The organism is Lentilactobacillus kefiri (genome assembly GCF_007989105.1).
GTDB classification, from domain to species: Bacteria; Bacillota; Bacilli; order Lactobacillales; family Lactobacillaceae; genus Lentilactobacillus; species Lentilactobacillus kefiri.
In genome coordinates, this window is record NZ_BJVK01000010.1 from 56,357 (window position 1) to 75,582 (window position 19,226).

Below are 19,226 nucleotides of genomic sequence, written 5' to 3' on the forward strand. Positions count from 1 at the left end.
ATGAAAGAAGGAGCCACAAATCCCAATTGAGATTTGTGGCTCCTTTTACTTGTTCCGGGATGTGTTGTTCACTCGATTCCCTTGTACTTGGCAAATCCATCTGTCAGGAAGTTTGATAGTGCTATCCACATAAATATGGGTTCAAGATTATTTTGCGGGCCGAGTTTAAAGAAGAGGTATATAAAGACAAGACTGGTTGAAATCAGTATTACCATGGGAATAAGTCCCCGCCGATAATTGTGATAATCGAGGTTGGGATGACGATCATAAAAATTTTCACCTGTGAAGAGACACCAAGAAATTAAAGCGATAAAGAGAAGACTGTACGCCCAAACAGGATCAAAATTAGCGATTTCTATAAATGGGTAAATGATAGCTACGAGGATTACTGGCGTATTTGTAAACAGCGCATATTTGTAGTTGAATGTCATGTGGTCTGCCCCCTATACGTTTTAAATCCACTGATTGTCGCGTTATATAAACCAAAAATTAATAGATAGCCGACTGGGGTTTTTGCAAAAAAGTCGAATATGACTAACACCATCAATATGATGGTGTTAATAGCAAAGACAACATTTGCCACGGTATTGAACTCAAAGTGCTGCGGGTCCAACTCTGGATGTCGCTTGAAGAATGGCTTGAAATATCGATAGTGAAAGAAAACATATAGGACCGAAAAAATACCTGTCGCAGCCAATATAGCGATAATCGTATTTGATATGTATACGTGAACCAACAAATAAAGCGCAATAATGGGAACGTATGGCGCAAAACAAATCAATGCAACCTTATAATTGAATTTCATAAAACAACTCTCCTTATCGTTAAATCCCCACCCTCAGAAAATTGTTGTTTTTAGCCTATCATATAAGAAGAAAATTGCAAAACTAATCAAGAAATATGGTAAACTTTGGTTATTCAAATAAGATCACTAGGGGTGCCTTGTGCTGAGATGGCAATTTGCCAATCCCTTTGAACCTGATTTGGTTAATACCAACGTAGGGAAGTGGAAAAATGATAACAACATGCGCCAAGTCCGGTCACGTTCTGTTTGAAAATTTTGCTTTAAGGAGCATTGACCCATGAAATTTTCTGAAGAATTAGTGGAAGCTGGACAACCAATTTTACACAAGATTTATCAGCATCCGTTTGTCGAGGGAATCGGCAATGGCAATTTGCCTAAAGAAGCGCTGACCTTTTATGTCGGTCAAGATTACAATTATCTGAATGCGTTCATCAAGGTGTACGCCGCTGCCATTCAAAAGTCGCAAACCCGGGCTGATATGGCAATCTTCGCAAAACAAATCGATTTTATTTTGCATAGTGAAATTCACCCCCACCACAATTTCTGCAATGTGGCTGGCGTTAAATATGAAACTTTACAGCATGAACCCCAAGCTCCCGGCACCTATCTTTACAATGAACATATGTATCGTTCGGCACGGACGGGAGATTTGATTGATATTGTTGCGGCAATGACACCATGCCCATGGACCTATTTGGAAATCGCAAACCGGTTTGTGAAGCAGGGTAAGAACACTGATGACAATGTCTTTAAACCGTGGATTGAGTTTTATGCCGATATGGGCGATGACGGCGACAGCATTCTTACTCAGCTGTTTGACCTGATTGATCGCGAGGCGGAACATTACGACCAGCATCATTTGGATGTCGTTAAGGAAGAGTTCCTGAAGAGCTGTGAACTGGAGTGGGAATTCTGGGATCAGGCTTATCATCAAAGAAGTTGGCACTTTATTAAACCAATGAAGCAGTATCGTTAATTCAAAAAGGAGAGTGTGACAAAAGGCGTTTTGATCCCGGAATTTAAGGGCATAAATTGATTATTCCTGGTTTTGGAATGATTGGTTTATGCTCTTAAATAGCCGGGATCAGCCGATTGTTGCACGTTTTAGCAAAATAATATAAAATTGCGAAACAATGAGGTTGAGAAAAAGCATACACTTTTGTTTCAGCCTCATTTTGATGTAAAAGGCCTTTGACATTCAGCCATTTCTGCAAAACACCGATCAATGTTATGATATGATAAGCTCGAATGAAGGAAAACAAAGGAGGCCAACTGTATGCTGACAATCAACCATCTCCATAAACAATTTGGCAGTGTGACCGCACTGGATGACGTTAGTTTTGACGTACCCGACAAGCAAATTACGGGCTTGATCGGTCAAAATGGTTCTGGTAAATCGACAACCTTTCATAGTATTTTGAATTTCCTAAAGTATGACGGCGAAATTCGTTGGAATGGTCAGCCAATCAAAGAAGCCGACTTTGATTCGATCGGGTATCTACCCGAAGAACGGAGCTTGATGCACAAGCTGACGATTGAACAGCAGATCGTATACCTGGCTCGGCTTAAAAGTAAGCCGGCCAAAGAAATCCGACCGCAAATTGATGGTTGGCTGAAGAAGTTTGCGGTAAAAGGCAAAAAGACTGACAAGATTAAAGATCTATCCAAAGGAAACCAGCAAAAGGTTCAGCTAATTGTGACATTGATTCATCATCCAAAGCTAATTATTCTCGATGAACCCTTTAGTGGACTGGATCCGGTTAACGCCGATTTATTAAAGAATGCCATTCTCGAGGCCCGGGACCAAGGGGCAGCAATTATCTTTTCCAGCCATGACATGGCCAATGTGGAAGCAGTTTGTAACCGCCTGGTTATGTTGCGGACGGGTGAAGTCGTCCTTAACGGAACAATCAAGGAAGTTCGTGATCAGTTCGGTAAGTCGGAGATTTACGTGACCACCGATTGGACAGAAGACCAGCTGAAACAACTTCCACATGTGGTTAAAGTTCAAAATATTCGTGGCAATCGCTTCCTATTAAGGTTGGATGATCCTGAGAAGGGTCCGGAAGTCTTTGAAAAGTTGACCAACGGCCAATATATTGAAGAATTTAGTCAACAGCCGCCGACCCTTGATGAAATTTTCAGAATGAAAGCGGGGATCAAACATGAATAAAACATTCATTGTCGCAATCGAAACCTATTTGAGACAGGTTAAATCCTGGAGCTTCATCATGTTGGTCATATCGCCGTTTATTTTATTGGCAATCTCTCTGGGGATTGGTTACACAAGTGCCACCTCCAGCTCGGATCAACAGCGAATTGCGGTGATTTCTGAAACACCGGCTTTGCGAAAACAATTCATTAAGGCTAATCAGGATGATGTTAAGGCAAGCGTGACAACGACAGCTGCTGCGAAAAAGAGTGTCAATAATAACAAACTAGCCGGCTACTTGGTGTTGTCGGCTGATAAGGCCAAAGTCACCGGTGTCTACCACTCGACTGATTCCATCACTAACGGAATGCGGACCAAGGTCAACGTCTTTCTTGCCCAAACTCAGCATCAGTTGAATCTGGCCAACGCCAATCTGAGTTCAAAGCAAATGAAGTCGTTGGCAGTCCAGCCGGCTTTCAAGCAAACGATTAAAGCCAGTCATGGCGGGGCCAACTTTGCCAAAATTGCCTCATTTTGGATCCTGGTCTTCATGATTTATATGATTATGATCACTTATTCTTCCGTGACCGCTCAAGAAATTGCCTCGGAAAAGGGCACCAAAGTAATGGAAATTATCTTTTCAAGCACCAAGGCTTCCAAATACTTTGTCGGTAAAATTCTAGGCGTCTTTGGGGTTATCCTGACCCAGATTGTTGTCTATATTGTAGGTGGTTACGGCTTTTTCCAAATTGCCATGCATTTGGATAACATCAAACAGCTGATTACAGATAATCGCTCGTTGGTGAACGCCATCATCAAAAATATGCTTGGAGTCAACCTGGTATTCGTGTTCCTGGGAGTGATTATTTACACCATCATTTCAGCGTTCAGCGGTGCCCTGGTTGCCAAGGCCGAAGATGCTCCCAAAGCGGCTCAGCCGGCAATTTATTTGAGTATGATTGCCTTTTTCTTAACGATGCCGTTTCAGAGTAATTCAGATGCGTTGATTTCCAAAATATTGTCCTACGTGCCATTCTTCTCATCTTATTTCATGCCGATGCGAATTATTAATGACAACGCCAGTGGCATGGAAATTGGATTGTCATTAGGGATTCTAATCGCAAGCATCCTGCTTTTGACTTGGTATATCGGCCAAATATACGAAGGCTTAATTTTGCAGACAGATGATACCAGCTTCTGGAAACGTCTGCGAAGAGGATTGGCTTACCAAAAATAGTCAATGTCCTAAAGATTCCGTTAAAGAAGCCGGTCAATACAATTGACCGGCTTCTTTTTGAATATACTGAGTGGGGGCTTATTTTAAGCTGCTTTTCTGATATAATTAGTTGGCTAGTACATAGGAGGGAAACATCATGAAAAAGTTATTTTTGCTTGCGTTGGTGACACTAGGACTTGCCACTGCAACAAGCTTTCCAGTTTCAGCCAGTACCACAACGGCGACTGCTCAAACAACCGCTGCGTCAGCTAATTCCAGTTATGTTTGGACTAAATATTTAAGTAGAAATACCGCTGTGGCGTATCATGCTAAATCCAGGAGTGCCGTTTACTTGTGGAACGCGACCCATACCAAACGGCTTCACAATTTGAAAAATTATCCCAATACCACTTGGTACGTTAAAAACAGTGTTGTGATGCAGCGCGGCAATAAGCGTCATGTCTACTATGAAGTCTTTAACTATGGTAACAACTCGGACGGCTTTATTTGGCGCGGTTATTTGACTAAGGGGGTTAATCCTTCTCAGCGGGCATTGGCATCCAAATCAGTGATTAAGTTGTCATCCGAACGATCACTTCAATTCTTCGAAGATAATTTGACGACCTTGGCAAGTTTGCCCCAAAGCCAATTCCAAAAGTTGGTTAGCGATCAGGCAGCTGCCAAGCTCACCAAAAGTGTTGCTGATGAAAAGCTGAATTCTATGGCAAAGATCTTGGCAACTCAAGATATTAGTACCAGGGATGCAGCTGTTAAAGCAGGTGTCTCAAATGCCAAGACGGCCAGCTTTACGGTTAAAGAGGTTGATCCCAAAACGATGACCGGTTACTACTCATATTGGTCCAAGTATCGAACAACCAATGCATTGAGATACTATGCAGCCAATGTGGCCAGTCACGTTTCGACCATGACTGCCAATTCGGGCAATGGGCACTATGGACTGTACATTGTTCCGGATAAAACTGCTAAAACTTGGAAGCCCAAAATAACGATTGTGGCCGACTAAATAAATCAGAAAACGGGTCAGGAGGTAGTTATTTGTTAGAAAACTTAAAGTTGCGGCGCTCGACTTACGTCTTATTTATTGCTTGGGGAATCATTGCATTCTTTGTTGCTTCGGCAATTTTTAAATTTCAGCCGCTGACTGTCAGCTTTTCAATTAATGACCGCCGTCTGTTATCCGGATTGGGACGGGGCATCTTACTATTATTTGCCTACATTATTTTCACGATTATTCCGTCAAGAGTTGCAATTGTCATTCCCAGCTTCTTTTATTTTGGACTGCTTGGGTCCTATCTCTGGCAGTTCTTGATGGTTGTGTTAAGTGGTAACTGGCGTGGAATTGCCATTGACCTGTTATTTGTCCTTTCTTACATGGTGCTGATATATTGTGCCACAATGACGTCTTTTCAAATCATCAATTTGGTTCAAAAAAATCGTTCGGTTTACTATTTTTCGAAATGGTTCAAATCCGTCAAACGGGTTATTAAGGCCCATTGGCTTTCCTTAACCATCGTTACCGGTGCCTATGTTGTCTTATGGTCAATTTTTAGTCTGATTTAAATGTGATAAAAGGGGATTGCGATGAAAAAAATCATTATTACAGCTGTTGGATTCATGGCAATGTTGTTGGCGGGGTGTGGTTCCACCAAGCCTGCCAGTAAGCCTTCAGCGACGATGACTATTGTGAATCATGCCCAAAAAGCTGCTCATCAGATTAAGAGCGGCAACGTTGTGCTGGTTACTAAAAATAGTCAGAACAACAATCAATCAACCACCGGCAAAATGGCAGCCAAGTTTCATTTGAAGCCAATGATTGTCCAAGCGAAGCTGAACAACGCTGCCGGATTGGTGAAGAATTATGATTACTTCATTGACGGTCGGACGGTCTATATTCATGCGGACAATAGTTGGTCAAAACAGCTTTTGCCTAAGAAGAGCCCACTTATCAAGAGTGTTCACAGACAGGTAACCGGCAGTTCTGCCGTCAGAGCAATGGATTACCTGAAAAAGCATTTAAAGCTTGAGAAAAACAAGACTACGGACGTCTTGTCTTATAGTGGCCAGGGTAAGCTCGGCAGCATGGTTGCCAAAAAGCTGATTTTAGCCGAAGCCAATCATAGCGAAAGTACGAAGAACATTTTAAAGAAAGTCAAAATTACCAAGTTTTCTTACAAGTACACCTTGGACAAGAAGACTTATTTACCGGTGCAAACATATATTTACATGCAGTATCAAGATAAGAGATCCAAGAAGTCGATTACCGAAGCAGTGACCGGAACTTATACCAATGTTAACAAGGTCAAGCGATTCAAAGTACCTGCTTATATCCACAAAAATGCGGCCAGCACCAACCAAGTAAATGAATAATCTGCCGTGTGGATGTCTTATTAGGAGATAACATGGCTGTGCGATGATGATTAAGGCTTGGTAAAGGTTGATGCAGCAATGCTTTAGGAACATTAATTAGGAATACAATATTTTTAAAATGATTTTGGGGAGATCGAAAATATGGACAATGTACAATCATTAGAAACCAAATACCCGCAAGTTAAAGATTTAAAAAATGAAACACCAATTTTTTGGAAGAACCCAGATTACGGTCAAGATGCCGATTTACCATTTACAAAACAAGACATCTTGGATGCCGTTGATCTTTGGAAACGATTCGCACCATACATTGAAGAGGCTTTTCCAGAAACTGCATCAATGCATGGAATTATTGAATCACCTTTGATTAGGTTGGATAAGATGAAGCAGGCCTGGGATGGGGAACACGAAACACCGCTCGCCGGCAGCCTTTATTTAAAAGCTGATAGTGAGCTGCCAATTTCAGGTTCGATTAAATCCCGTGGCGGCATTTATGAAGTTCTGAAGTTTGCCGAGCACGTTGCCATGACGGAAGGCAATTTAAAGCTAACCGACAACCACGCAATCTTGGGAACTCCTGAATATAAGCATTTGTTCGCGCAATACGGTGTTATGGTTGCCTCAACTGGAAACCTGGCCCTCAGTGTTGGAATCGCTGCTTCAACCTTTGGCTTTAAGACGACCGTTTATATGTCACGGGATGCCAAGGAATGGAAGAAAGCCAAACTTCGGGCAAACGGTGTCAACGTGGTTGAATTGGACACGGACTTTTCTTCAGTCATTCCACAAGCCCGGGAAGCTGCCGCTAAAGATCCTAAGATTCATTTTATCGATGATGAAGGCTCTTCCGATTTGTTTATCGGATATGCGGTTGCTGGTGTTCGCCTTCAACAACAATTCCAAATTCAGGGAATCAAAGTTGACCGCGATCACCCGGTAATTGTATACTTACCAGCTGGTGTCGGTGGCAGTCCAAGCGGGGTTACCTTTGGCCTGAAAATGATGATGGGACCATACATCCACGCTATTTTCTGTGAGCCAACCCACGTTCCTTCAGTCACTCTGGGAATGATGACAAAGCTGAATAATAAAATTTCAGTGTTTGATATCGGCTTGGATGGCAAGACTGCCGCTGATGGTTTGGCAGTTGGCCGACCATCTCGAATTGCCGGCAAGATCATGCGGACATTGCTGTTTGGAAGTGTCACATTCGATGATCCGACAATCTATAAATATGTTGCTCAGCTGATGGATACCGAAAACATCACGGTTGAACCATCAGCCGCAGCCGGATTTACCGCAATTGAACGGGCAATCACTGAAGTGCCTGCATTCAATACCGCCAACGCAACCCACATTGTCTGGGCAACTGGTGGTAGTATGATGCCTGAAAGTGAACGCAAAGTCGATCATGATAAGGGTGAAGCATTACTTTAATATGAAATTAAAGAGGAGCCGATGAACAAAACGTGTGTTTTGCTCATCGGCTCCTTTATTATTGGCATTTTAAAAAACGATTGGTTAGTTCTCGTCATGTTTAGTTAACCAGTAATAAGTTCCAACTCCGCCAATTAACGCTGCAATAATACATCCCGGGATCAGAATCCAAAGCAACGTTGATTTGGGGATGACAGGGTCGGTGATCATTCTCCCGATAACTGGAATTCTTGAAAGCACCCCAATGATAGCGTCAATCGTTAGCACCACATAAATAATTGTCCAAGGCATTCGATGTTTAAAGATGCCGATGTATATGTATGTCATGATCAAAAAGACAATGGCAATCAAGATGATGCCCACCGTTCCATTCGTTTCGAAACTCAGGGGAGTCTTGAGGAAGATTGAACCCGCGACAACTGCCGCAAATAGGAGAACAGCGATCGCGTCGATAACAAACTTAACGACTTTTCGTTGGTAAATTGTCTGTCCGACCAACCAAAGTATAATATTGGCTAGAATGAAGGAGACAATCCCCATAATGATTAAATTGCCCAAGTCGGTTTTGATGCCTGGGGTTGTCAGACTTGGAATCATAAAGACAACGATATATCCCAAGGCAATGCTGAGCGCGAATTTTAGGGTTTCCGTCAAATTCCTTGGTAAGGATTTTAAAATATCATCCGCTGATTCCTTTGGATTCTTGCCGAAGTATGATTGAGCCGTCTGATTGTTGGATTGAGCTTCCAGAATGTCATTGAGAATATCCAATAGAATTTGTTCAACATCAAGGTCACTTTTAAAGGTTGAATTTGCTCGAATGTACGTCATCAGTTCTTCGTAATATTGCTTGTTTTCAGGGGTTAATTGCTTTCTGAGCTGGTCATTCTCTTCAATTAAGCTATCTGCTTTCATCATCTTCGCTCCTTTTGTGGATGAGGCTGTTCACGCTGCTTGATAGGGTATGCCATTGGTTGATAAATTGCTTTTTCTCTTGGACGCCATTGGCGGTAATATAATAGTATTTCCGCTTGGGGCCTTCCTTGGATGGCTGCATTTTTCCAGTGATCAGGCCCTTTTTTTCCATGTTGATCAGCAATGGGTAGACGGTTCCCTTGGGGACATCTTGGAAGCCAAATTGGGTTAATGCTTGGCTAATCGAGTACCCATACATTGGCTCATCACTGATTAACATAAGTAGGCACCCTTGAAGAATGCCTTTTAACATTTGACTGGAAAGATCTTGTTTTGCCAAATGACTATCCTCCCCACTAGTATGTAATGCTTACTAGTAGGATAACTGATTCACACTAGTTTGTAAAGCAAGATAGTAAAAAAGAGCCAACAATTAAGTTGACTCTTCAATGTTTTATTATTTAGGACTCACAAAGCTTCGTCTCATGACAATCAATACAACGACCAACACGCATCCGACCAACCCAAATGCAAATGAGAATCCATTGATTTGAATCAACCAGCCAAACAGTGGGAATGCGATAACCATGACTGCTGAGAATAGGACGCTGGCAACACTTAGCAGAGTTGCCCGTTCCTCAGAGTTGATCATTTCATTATAGTAACTGCTAAAGATGGGGTCGATGAGGGATGGTAACAGTTGAGAGATTAAGAACATGACGATCAGAAGTGGGAGCCAGGCAAGCCACGTCAGCATTAGCAAGCATGCAAGACTGAGGCTCAATGTGATGATTAATTCCCGCTTTGAAAACGTCTTTTGAATAAATGGCGTTAACTGAATTCCAACAATATTTATCAAGGCTGACACAACCATGAGGACAGAAATCATCCAACCGGAAAAGTGTTCATTTTCCATCAAAGTTTGAAAGTAGAAAAAGTAGGAAGTACAAACTGTTGCATATAACGCGTCAAACAACATCAGATTTCTAAGCTGGTGATTGTGCTTCATTATCCGGTATGAGTTAACCACAATTGATTTTACGGATGTCTGTTTTTCAGTCGGCCGCTTTTTGATAACCGGTTCCTTGAAAAGCAGAACGGTTATCAGTCCCATTAAGCCAACCACAATCCCAATGACATAGGTTAATTCAAAGTGCCAGTGGACCAGAAAGCCGGCGATGACCACGCCGAGGGTATTGGCAAATTCAATAATCACGTTAATGCGGCTGATAACCTTTGGATATTGCTTGGTTGACTTGTCTTTAATCAGTGAGTCATACAGCAGTGCTTCAAGGGTTCCCGACTGCATGTTATAAGACAGGGCGTTGATGACAAAACCCAACGCAAACATCCAGAATGTCTGGCCAAAGAGGATAATGACAGCGGAAAGAATCGCTGCTAAGCGGCCTAATATCAGGTCAAATTTATAGGTGAGCCGATCAGCTAAAACGCCGGAAGGAACTTCAAATAAGAAGCTGGCAATGTGAAAGATACTTTCACATAGACCGATTTCAACAAGCGATAACCCTTTTGTCTGTAAGTACATCACCCATAGACTGGTAATGCCGAACCAGGATAAAAAGCTGTAAGTATAACCTTTACTAATGTTGGAAGAATATTTAATTTTCATTTTGCGCACTCCAATTCATGCAGGATCCACAATCGATTGGTTTATTTGGAAATGGCCAAATTGTCGATCCTTTAGAAACTACAACTGAAGTGCATTGATCTCGAAGATACTGTGTTGCAAGCTGATCCAAGCTAACATATCCATCACTCCGTTTCAAAAATTTGTTTATAATGAGAATCTTTTTAATATTAATGAAATTGTACACTTTCATGGAATTCAAATCAAATGGTATTTTATGAGCTTGGACACAAAAACAAGCCTTTCCTCAATAGGGAAGACTCGTTTTTTGACTTGGAGTTGGAAGGTTATCCAAGTTACACGCCCAATAAGAAATGACTAAGCTTTCTTCCTAAAGTCCAACAAACCACTCATTCCAACCACAATGCCAATGAAGGTGAAAAATGTACCGGTTCGAAATGAGAATACAGCGTCTAATGCCAACCCACATGCCAGGCCGACAGCCAGTCCCAACCAGTGATCTTCATGATTGTAACGGGCTTGGGATGGTTCATTCTGATGAGTACTTTTATCCATAAGGATTCCTCTTTTCAAGGTGAACGCTAATCGACGTTCCAAACTTCTTTGGCAATATCTCTAACCAGTTTTAATTTGTTCCATTGCTGTTGTTCGGTAAGCTTGTTACCTTCCTCAGTAGATGCAAAGCCACACTGAGTTGAAAGTGCCAAATTATCGAGTGGAACCTTTTCACTAGCTTGTTTGATTCGGTTAATGACGGCATCTTTATCTTCCAGTTCAGGGGACTTTGAAGTGATCAAGCCAAGAACGATACGTTTGTGTTGATCGCCATTCCAAATCTTTGCCAGTGGTGTAAAGTCACCAGCCCGTTCACTGTCGTATTCCAGGAACAAGCCATCGTAATTTAACTGTCCGAGATAGTCGGCAACGTCATCGTAGCCGCCTGAGAATAGGAAAGTTGATTTAAAGTTGCCACGGCAAATATGGGTGGTAACAGTGAGATCATCAGGCAGATCTTCGAGTAACTTGTTAATGACTTTAACGGAATCTTCTGCCAACTTGACGTACTTGGCATGGGCTTTTGCGTCGTCAGCCGTTGCGTTTAACTTGCTGATTAGGAAAGCCCAAGTTGTGTCGTCGAGCTGAATATATCTGGCACCGAGCTCATAGAAGTGAAGAATGGTTTCATGATAAGCTTTAGCGACATCGTCTAAATATTGGTCCCAAGTGTCATAGAATTTTGACCAATTGTCACTTCGGTTGTCCCGGAATAACATCGTTGGTGATGGGATGGTCTGTTTAGGGGTGACACCATCCGGCGTGATTGATTCGAGAAACTTGAAGCTGTCAAAGAAGGGATGGTCGGGGTTAAATGCCACCTTGCCGGACAACTCTGCATTATCGGTTCGGGTTTTGCTGCCATGGAACTTGTAGCTCTTGTGGTAATCGTATTTCTCAACACCGGTTAGTCCCCAAAGAAAATCCAGATGCCACCAGCTGCGGTTAAACTCACCATCGGTAATATCTTTTAACCCAAGGTCAACTTGCTTGGCAACAATTTTTTTCGTTTCTTCATGTTGAACTGCTTTTAATTCATCGGCGTTGATTTGGCCAGCGTTATATTTGGCATGGGCATCTTTTAGTGCCTGAGTTCTTAATAAGCTGCCTACGACATCATACCGATATGGAAATTTTACTTGAACTGCTGATTTTGTCATGTGTGAATCCTCCTATAATTTTAAAGTTTCACTTACGAAAAAAAGCATTCGTCCCCTGACTGTCATATTGACAATCAAGGGACGAATGCTCGCGTTACCACCCTTATTCGCGTTGTTTTTACAAACAACGCCTCATCGGTACCTATGATACCCGGGAAGTTAACGGTTCCTACCGATTACTCTGCGTTAACGGAATAATGCCTTTTGGAGCTCATCTTCACCGTCTTTTCGATACCTGCTCTCATCTGCCAGGCTTTCTGAAATCGATCCGAGTGGTTACTCTTCTCCTAATAGCTTAAAATTCGTAAGTTTTCTAATTGCTTTTTAATCTAAATCAAATTTTAGTGAATGTCAACTGATTGTTTGCTGATGATTTGTCATTCGATAATCAATGTAAAGGGTCATCAGCAAGATGATATTGATCATAAACGCTGCCGTAAACACTTCCGTGCCAATGGCCTGTAAGACATATGCACTGAACATGATACCAAGGACAAACATGATAATGCCGCTTAAAAAGTGGCTTGCCTTGATCAACGCGGACTTATCACGACTAAAGATTGCTTCATAAACATTGTTCGCAAAGTTTTTCAGGTTTCCTGTCATGATGCCGTTGTTCACACTTGTCACACCAATTTTGTTAAAGACCGTCAGTTCATATCCGGAAAAGAGTCCCAAGCTGAAGAGCATGTTTAACATTGACAGGTTGAAAGCCGCACCCAATGTCAGCAAGCCCAGAAAAATAATGCTGAACAGCAGGAACAGATTGAATCGCCGCTCTGCCGGCAGCTTAATATGTTTGCAGGCCTGTGACATGAATGCCCCCAGTAGGAATCCAAGCAGAACCGGTACTCGAATATAAGCCGTTCCCCATCCTTTGGTGGCATATTCATAGGCGAAGACAACCAGATTTCCGGTTTGGGCACTCACAAACGAGCCATGAAAGTTTTGAAATGTGTAGGCATCGATTGACCCCATAATGAACGTTTGCGCGAGTGTTGTCATACTATTTTTAGTTGAAAAGTTCATGTTGCTCACCCTTCACTAAGTTCTAAGAATTTATACAAGTCTACTATAACAGAGTGGACGACAGTCATTGCAAACTGTCTATTGTTTCTTTCGAAAATCTTGTTATACTTAAAATAATTTTTAATGAGAGATTGTTACATTTAATGTGTAGACTACTAACTATTTATTCGTTAATAGGGTACAATGTTTGTAACACATGTCATTGGAAGGATGATCATTATTAATTCGAGTGTATTAATTGCGGAAGACTTTTCAGCGGTCGGCCGTCTTTCAGCTACTGCTGCAATTGCCGTATTCTCAGCGTTTGGAATGCAGACCGCAACGTTACCGACAGAGATTCTGTCTACTCAGACGGAGGGTTTTGGCAAGCCGGAAACGTTAAATACGGATGACTGGCTGCAACGGGCGACTGATCATTGGAATAGTTTAAATGATCTGAAGTTTAATTCGGGAATTGTTGGATACATTGGCAATTCCAGCACTGCCAACTTTTTACATGATTACTTTTCATATCTGGATTTACCTGAATTACTGATTGACCCGGTTTTGGGCGATCAAGGAAAAATGTATGACGGCTTTGACGACCAATATTTGGCAACCATGCAGCGGTTGTTGAAAATTGCAACGATTATAACACCGAACGCCACGGAACTGAGCTTGTTGAGCGGCGAAAAGCTGGCCGCTGATGCCAGTAACGAAGAGATTGGCCAAGCCATTGCAAAGTGGCGGCACATGAACCATTCTCATGCCCAGGTCATTGTGACCGGTGTGCTAAGAGATGGCGGGATTGGCTGTGTTTACATGAATGAAGGTCATCTTAAATGGGCCGGTTCACCTTATATTTCTGGACATTTCTATGGAACCGGTGATTTATTTTCATCACTTTTGATTGGTTATTTGAATTTTGATTTGGATTTTGATACGGCGGTTCAAAAAGCAGTGATTGGCGTTTACGACGCCGTGAGCTTAACAACCAGGGCGCCGGAAAGCCAGCGCAAATTTGGCTTGAACCTCACGCGCTCTTTGTATAATGTCGCAATGTTTACGTTAGGACAAACAGGGGAAGAAGTGTAAATATAATGGATTTACAAACGATTAAAAGCAACTTGTCGGATGTCTTAACTGAATATTTTGATAAAGTGGCCTTTCCAGAAAACGGGATTTTTGTGGTTGGCTGCAGTACCAGTGAAATTTCGGGCGACTGGAAGGGCACTAATTCTAGGCTCGATGTCGGTAAGGCGGTTGTTTCCACACTGGAAGAATTCCTAATTCCACGAAATATTAACATGGCGATTCAAGGCTGTGAACACATTAACCGGGCGCTGTTACTTGAACGAAGGGTCGCTGAGCGTCACAACTTGGAGATCGTATCGGTTGTCCCAGCCATGCACGCAGGCGGCGGGACTCAAGTTGCTGCTTATGAACGAATGGATGATCCGGTTGAAGTCGAGCACATAACGGCTTTTGGCGGAATCGATATTGGCGGCACAGAAATTGGGATGCACGTCAAATACGTTCAGATTCCGGTGAGAATGACTAACCGGAAAGTTGGCGCAGCAAATGTTGTCTGCCTATCTTCGCGGCCAAAATTAATCGGTGGCGAGCGGGCCAAATATGATTTTACTGAAGCTAACAAAGAAGATTATGTATTGGGAGGCAGTCACTAATGGATCGTAAAAGTGTAGGCGGCAAAGTAAGTAACGATATTTTCAAGGTTGTTTTGACAGCCATGTTTATTGCGGTGACAGTTGCCATTAGCCGATTCTTCATTATTCCGGTACCGATGACGCATGGAAACATCAACTTGTGTGATGCCGGTATTTTCATCAGTGCCATCTTATTAGGACCAAAAGTCGGTGGCGTCGTCGGTGGGGCCAGCGGATTCTTGTTGGACCTGATTTCCGGATACGGCCAGTATATGTGGTTCTCACTGATTGTCCATGGTGCCGAAGGGTTGATTGTCGGACTGTTGGCCGGTAAAAACCCGGATGGCAAATGGACCAAGTTAATTGCCGTTTTGGTTGGAATCGTCATTATGGTCTTTGGATACTTTGTATCAGATTCCGTTCTTTACAACCTTTATGCCGGATATATTGGCATTGGGATGAATCTGATCCAGGGAGCAGCTGGTGCATTAATTGCCTACCTGGTAACGCCCCGTTTGAAAAAGCGGATCTAGACCCAATTCATTGCAGTAGGCGGAGCCGTTCATCAGGAACGATGACCGCATGATAAAGGAAAATTACATAGGAGGAATGTCTGAATGGCTGATAGTAAGAGTGTTTTAACCGATAAAGATCTCTCAGAGCTCCACGAAAGTTTCAAGAACACACCCAAAAGTGATGTGTTATCAAGAATTATTGCGCAAAATGGCGTTAACCAGGCTGCCCAGGATCCCAACGCCCAGGTACGATTGAACCCGGTATTTTCAGTCGATCTGCAAACTGGTGAAGTGACCAATCAAAAGCAGAGCGGTCGTTGCTGGCTGTTTTCATTGGTTAATACTTTGCGTCACCAATTTGGTGCGAAATATAAAGTGAAGAACTTCAATCTGTCTCAAAAATATTTATTCTTCTGGGATAAAATTGAGTTGGCCAACATCTTTTATGATCGAATTCTCGCAACTGCCAGCCGGCCAGCTGATGACCGTGAAGTTGAGGCTTACTTGAATTCTCCTGATGATGATGGCGGTCAATGGGCCATGGCAGCTGCCCTGGTTCAAAAATACGGGGTGGTTCCGGTCAGTGATTATCCGGAAACTTCCAACGTTGAAAACACCGGTGGCTATGATACGGTTATTAACCGCAAGCTGCGGATTGATGCAGCTAAATTACGCCAAATGGTGAAGGATGAAAAGAGCGATGATGAAATTAACGCTGCTCGTAAGCAGATGCTTAATGAAGTCTATCGCATTACGGCTTATTCATTCGGCGAGCCACCTACAACCGTTAACTTTGCTTATCGGGATGATGACAAGAAATACCATAAGATTTCCGGCTTAACACCAAAGGAATTTTATGATAAATACTTCGATGTCGACTTGGATGACTATGTGGTATTCTCCAATTCTCCTGACAAAGACTATAACAAGCTGTACGCATTACCAAGCGAAGACAACATCGTCGGTGGCAAACACATCGAGTTCCTGAATCTGCCAATGGATGTCTTAAAAAAGGCGACAATTGCCCAACTTAAAGACGGCGAAACGGTCTGGTTCGGTAATGATGTCTTGGAGCAAATGGATCGCAAGAAGGGTTACTTAGACAGTCACTTGTTCCGTTATTCAGAATTATTTGATACCGATTTGGAAATGGATAAGGGAACCCGGCTTCAATATCATCAAGCTGAAGTTTCTCATGCCATGACCTTCACCGGCGTTGACCTGGATGGTGATACACCACTCAAATGGAAAGTTGAAAATTCCTGGGGTGACAAGAATGGTGAGAAAGGGTACTTTACCATGAACGATGACTGGATGGACGATTATGTCTACGAAGTCGTTGTCCACAAGAAGTATCTGTCTGATGAGCAGAAGGAACTCCTTAAGCAGGCACCCGTTGAATTGCCGGCTTGGGACTCATTAGCTTAGTGAGCCACATGTTTCAAGCTTTTGTGATCCAGCAACTATAAAGTGAAAATAAAAATGGAATCCAATTTTGGATTCCATTTTTTGAGTTCAGAAATTAATTCGATTTAATTATGTGGTGTTACCCAAACTTGTCGTGCCGGATCGTTATCCAAGTCCCGAACAACTTTATATCCGCTGACCTTCAGCTTGGTTTGATGGTTCTTTCCAGAAACGGTATTCTTTACCGAAATGGTTTGATGCATTGGGATGTCAGAAAGTTTACCTTTCATATAAATAACCGGTTTGTTGGCCGAATCATTTTTGAACGTGTATTTTAAAGTTCCCTGCTTATCAAGATCATTTTCTTTTTTAGCTTCAGAGTAGGTCTTATACATTTTATTGACGCTGTAAATCGTAACAGTATGGTTTTGGCTGTTAAATTTATAGGCATCAATCCCTGATTTGCTCTTATAATTAATTGAACCGTTCATGTACCAAAGGTTGTCATTGGATGTTAAGACTTTCTTGGCTGACTTAGTCTGAACCTGGTTCTGCATACTAGCCTTGCTGCTGTCGTTATTTGAACTCTTATTTGAAGAACTGCTGCAGCCGGCTAAGATTAGTGCAAAGCTTGCAACAACTGCTAAAATAGCAGCTAATGATCTGCGCTTTTTCATATTCATAATCACCTCATATGTTGAAATTATCACATAATACTGTCAAAATCTAGTGGTATGGTTCAATATTAATATTTGATACAAAAGTTTAATAAGATCGCAACTTGAAAAAGGGTAAACTTTATAGAGGGGAGGCAGTAAAACATGGTTACAATTCGAGACATCGCCAAAAGGCTGGGATTGTCGACTTCGACAGTTTCACGGGCGCTAAATAATAATAAACGCATCAGCTTAAAGACCCGTCGTAAAGTAAAGCGAACGGCTGATTTGATGGGCTATCAACCCAATTACAACGCTAAAAATTTGACGAATCGCGAGGCAAACACGGTTGGTGTTATTTTTCCGGTTAATAACCGGGTTGTTGATAACATCTTTTATGTCGGGATTCTAAGAGGAATCAATGCCTTGCTCAACGAGCGCAACTATGTGCTGTCAATTGCAATTGGCGACAGTTCCAAGCAGGTAATTGATAATGTTAAGTCAATGATCAGCCGAGCTCAAATTAAGCATTTTATTCTCCTGTATTCACACCAAAATGACCCGGTTATTGAAATGCTTCAAAAAGAAGACGTCGATTTCGTTACAATTGGAAAGCCCGCGGAAGGCCAGAAGTGGCTGTATGTTGACAACGATAACAGGAAGGCCGGCTTTGACGGTACTAATTTCTTGATGGATCATTATGACTGCCAACACCCAGTTTTCGTCCAAACTCACAATAATTGGCCATACGAGATTGACCGTCGTGAAGGCTACCAAAAGGCGATTGATGAAGCTGGCAAATCGCCAGTATTCTTATCAACCCATGAGAATGATGATGCCTCTGAGGATGATTTTATCCGCAGTAATCCTCAAATGGATGGCATTGTTGCCATTGATGATTATAGTGGCCTGCAGATGTACCACCGTTACAAAATGATTAATCCTGATAAAAATATTGAAGTTCTCGGTTACAACAATTCATTGCCAAGTGAACTAACTGATCAGCATTTCCACTCTGTTGATATTCACCCCGCTGAAATGGGGCAGTCAGCGGTGAAATTGCTGCTGGATAAGCCGGCAGATGATGAAAAGATACTTGATCACATCATTGTTGGCCATGCGATTGTTTGAATCTACGTAAAGAAAGCACAATCCCGGATTGGTGGGATTGTGCTTTTTTGATATTGAGGTGTGGAAACTAAACGCGGTTCTGGATCTTTCTTAAAACCTGTCTCACGTATTGACTATAATCCACCAAAACTATTGACATTTGTGAATATAATCCGATGATAGAAAACAATAGAACTGAAAAGGTACTTATACAGGTTCTAAATATGATTATTTAACAAGGAGGTTACGATACGACTTCACGAGTGTATAATACCCAAAATGTGCCAATCTTATTAAATCGATTGATCTCATTAACAGCACAATATGGTTACACAGTTGCTTTGAATATTATCCTGGCACAAATTTCAATCAACTCCGTCATGTTTTTATGGTGTACCAAGATTATCGGAAGCTTTTTATCTGTTCCTGTTAATACTTGGCTTAGTCATATTCATAATAAAAAGCCCTTACTGATTACTTTAGAGTTGGTTAAAGCGGGAATGTTCTTGTTGCTGCCCCTCTTTTTCCACCATTGGATTCTCTTTGTAGGTGTCCTACTGATTGAGATTGTTGGAGATGTTTTCGGCGGCAACCTGGTTGCTCTGATACCAAAACTTGTTAAGAAA

At 42.1% G+C, this 19,226-nt stretch carries 21 protein-coding genes, 1 pseudogene and 1 riboswitch; of the genes and pseudogenes, 13 read left to right on the forward strand and 9 right to left on the reverse strand.

The window, feature by feature from the left end; all coding sequences use genetic code 11:
• Positions 1–68: 68 nt before the first annotated feature.
• Together LKE01_RS05330 and LKE01_RS05335 are read right to left on the reverse strand one after the other, a co-directional pair.
• Positions 69–431: a hypothetical protein gene (locus LKE01_RS05330; protein WP_054769058.1), complete on the reverse strand. Its 363-nt coding sequence runs from the start codon at positions 429–431 to the stop codon at positions 69–71.
• Positions 428–805: a hypothetical protein gene (locus tag LKE01_RS05335; protein ID WP_056981017.1), complete on the reverse strand. Its 378-nt coding sequence runs from the start codon at positions 803–805 to the stop codon at positions 428–430. Before LKE01_RS05335 ends, LKE01_RS05330 begins: the two co-directional genes overlap by 4 nt.
• 118 nt (positions 806–923) lie before the next feature.
• Positions 924–1,022, forward strand: a riboswitch (TPP riboswitch).
• Positions 1,023–1,082: 60 nt separating this feature from the next.
• On the opposite strand from LKE01_RS05335, the gene tenA reads away from it, so the two are divergent.
• The 7 genes from tenA (at position 1,083) to dsdA (ending at position 7,998) form a co-directional block, all read left to right on the forward strand.
• Complete coding sequence (gene tenA, locus LKE01_RS05340; RefSeq protein WP_054769057.1) at positions 1,083–1,781, forward strand: thiaminase II; 699 nt, start codon at positions 1,083–1,085, stop codon at positions 1,779–1,781.
• A gap of 300 nt (positions 1,782–2,081) precedes the next feature.
• The gene (locus LKE01_RS05345; RefSeq protein WP_054769056.1) at positions 2,082–2,978 is read left to right on the forward strand and encodes an ABC transporter ATP-binding protein; all 897 of its coding nucleotides are present in this window, start codon (positions 2,082–2,084) and stop codon (positions 2,976–2,978) included.
• Positions 2,971–4,194 carry an ABC transporter permease gene (locus LKE01_RS05350; protein ID WP_056981015.1) on the forward strand — a complete coding sequence of 408 codons (1,224 nt, stop codon included), beginning with the start codon at positions 2,971–2,973 and terminating at the stop codon, positions 4,192–4,194. Before LKE01_RS05345 ends, LKE01_RS05350 begins: the two co-directional genes overlap by 8 nt.
• Before the next feature lie 136 nt (positions 4,195–4,330).
• Complete coding sequence (locus tag LKE01_RS05355) at positions 4,331–5,197, forward strand: hypothetical protein (RefSeq protein ID WP_056981013.1); 867 nt, start codon at positions 4,331–4,333, stop codon at positions 5,195–5,197.
• 32 nt (positions 5,198–5,229) lie between these two features.
• Positions 5,230–5,754, forward strand: a complete 525-nt coding sequence (locus LKE01_RS05360) for a hypothetical protein (RefSeq protein ID WP_056981011.1) — start codon at positions 5,230–5,232, stop codon at positions 5,752–5,754.
• Between the two features lie 21 nt (positions 5,755–5,775).
• Positions 5,776–6,561, forward strand: coding sequence for a DUF6612 family protein (locus tag LKE01_RS05365; protein ID WP_056981008.1), 786 nt, complete (start codon positions 5,776–5,778; stop codon positions 6,559–6,561).
• Between the two features lie 141 nt (positions 6,562–6,702).
• The gene (gene dsdA, locus LKE01_RS05370) at positions 6,703–7,998 is read left to right on the forward strand and encodes a D-serine ammonia-lyase (protein WP_056981006.1); all 1,296 of its coding nucleotides are present in this window, start codon (positions 6,703–6,705) and stop codon (positions 7,996–7,998) included.
• 84 nt (positions 7,999–8,082) lie between these two features.
• Here dsdA and LKE01_RS05375 read toward each other — a convergent pair whose 3' ends face one another.
• The 6 genes from LKE01_RS05375 to LKE01_RS05400 form a co-directional block, all read right to left on the reverse strand.
• The gene (locus LKE01_RS05375; protein WP_225426936.1) at positions 8,083–8,916 is read right to left on the reverse strand and encodes a DUF1129 domain-containing protein; all 834 of its coding nucleotides are present in this window, start codon (positions 8,914–8,916) and stop codon (positions 8,083–8,085) included.
• Positions 8,900–9,226, reverse strand: coding sequence for a PadR family transcriptional regulator (locus LKE01_RS05380; RefSeq protein WP_056981068.1), 327 nt, complete (start codon positions 9,224–9,226; stop codon positions 8,900–8,902). Before LKE01_RS05380 ends, LKE01_RS05375 begins: the two co-directional genes overlap by 17 nt.
• A gap of 144 nt (positions 9,227–9,370) precedes the next feature.
• On the reverse strand, positions 9,371–10,543 hold the full coding sequence (locus tag LKE01_RS05385) for an MFS transporter (RefSeq protein WP_056981005.1): 1,173 nt from the start codon (positions 10,541–10,543) through the stop codon (positions 9,371–9,373).
• A 336-nt stretch (positions 10,544–10,879) separates the two neighbouring features.
• Positions 10,880–11,077 carry a hypothetical protein gene (locus LKE01_RS05390; RefSeq protein ID WP_054769051.1) on the reverse strand — a complete coding sequence of 66 codons (198 nt, stop codon included), beginning with the start codon at positions 11,075–11,077 and terminating at the stop codon, positions 10,880–10,882.
• Between the two features lie 26 nt (positions 11,078–11,103).
• Positions 11,104–12,237, reverse strand: a complete 1,134-nt coding sequence (locus LKE01_RS05395) for a vitamin B12 independent methionine synthase (protein WP_056981003.1) — start codon at positions 12,235–12,237, stop codon at positions 11,104–11,106.
• Positions 12,238–12,588: 351 nt separating this feature from the next.
• A complete protein-coding gene (locus LKE01_RS05400) occupies positions 12,589–13,266 on the reverse strand; it encodes a YoaK family protein (RefSeq protein ID WP_056981001.1) in 678 nt (225 codons plus the stop codon).
• A 210-nt stretch (positions 13,267–13,476) separates the two neighbouring features.
• Between LKE01_RS05400 and LKE01_RS05405 the strand changes: the two genes are divergently transcribed.
• The 4 genes from LKE01_RS05405 to LKE01_RS05420 all read left to right on the forward strand — a co-directional run bounded on the left by LKE01_RS05405 (position 13,477) and on the right by LKE01_RS05420 (position 16,855).
• On the forward strand, positions 13,477–14,340 hold the full coding sequence (locus tag LKE01_RS05405; RefSeq protein WP_054769050.1) for a PfkB family carbohydrate kinase: 864 nt from the start codon (positions 13,477–13,479) through the stop codon (positions 14,338–14,340).
• A 5-nt stretch (positions 14,341–14,345) separates the two neighbouring features.
• The gene (locus tag LKE01_RS05410) at positions 14,346–14,933 is read left to right on the forward strand and encodes a TIGR01440 family protein (protein WP_054769049.1); all 588 of its coding nucleotides are present in this window, start codon (positions 14,346–14,348) and stop codon (positions 14,931–14,933) included.
• Complete coding sequence (locus LKE01_RS05415; RefSeq protein WP_054769048.1) at positions 14,933–15,445, forward strand: ECF transporter S component; 513 nt, start codon at positions 14,933–14,935, stop codon at positions 15,443–15,445. Before LKE01_RS05410 ends, LKE01_RS05415 begins: the two co-directional genes overlap by 1 nt.
• 84 nt (positions 15,446–15,529) lie before the next feature.
• Entirely contained in the window at positions 15,530–16,855 is a 1,326-nt protein-coding gene (locus LKE01_RS05420; protein WP_054769047.1) for a C1 family peptidase, read from the forward strand.
• Positions 16,856–16,959: 104 nt separating this feature from the next.
• On the opposite strand, the gene LKE01_RS05425 is transcribed toward LKE01_RS05420, so the two are convergent.
• Positions 16,960–17,511: a hypothetical protein gene (locus LKE01_RS05425; protein WP_179286803.1), complete on the reverse strand. Its 552-nt coding sequence runs from the start codon at positions 17,509–17,511 to the stop codon at positions 16,960–16,962.
• 144 nt (positions 17,512–17,655) lie between these two features.
• On the opposite strand from LKE01_RS05425, the gene LKE01_RS05430 reads away from it, so the two are divergent.
• Together LKE01_RS05430 and LKE01_RS05435 are read left to right on the forward strand one after the other, a co-directional pair.
• Complete coding sequence (locus tag LKE01_RS05430) at positions 17,656–18,621, forward strand: LacI family DNA-binding transcriptional regulator (RefSeq protein ID WP_056980999.1); 966 nt, start codon at positions 17,656–17,658, stop codon at positions 18,619–18,621.
• A gap of 242 nt (positions 18,622–18,863) precedes the next feature.
• Positions 18,864–19,226: pseudogene (locus tag LKE01_RS05435) on the forward strand (hypothetical protein); the annotation flags it as partial.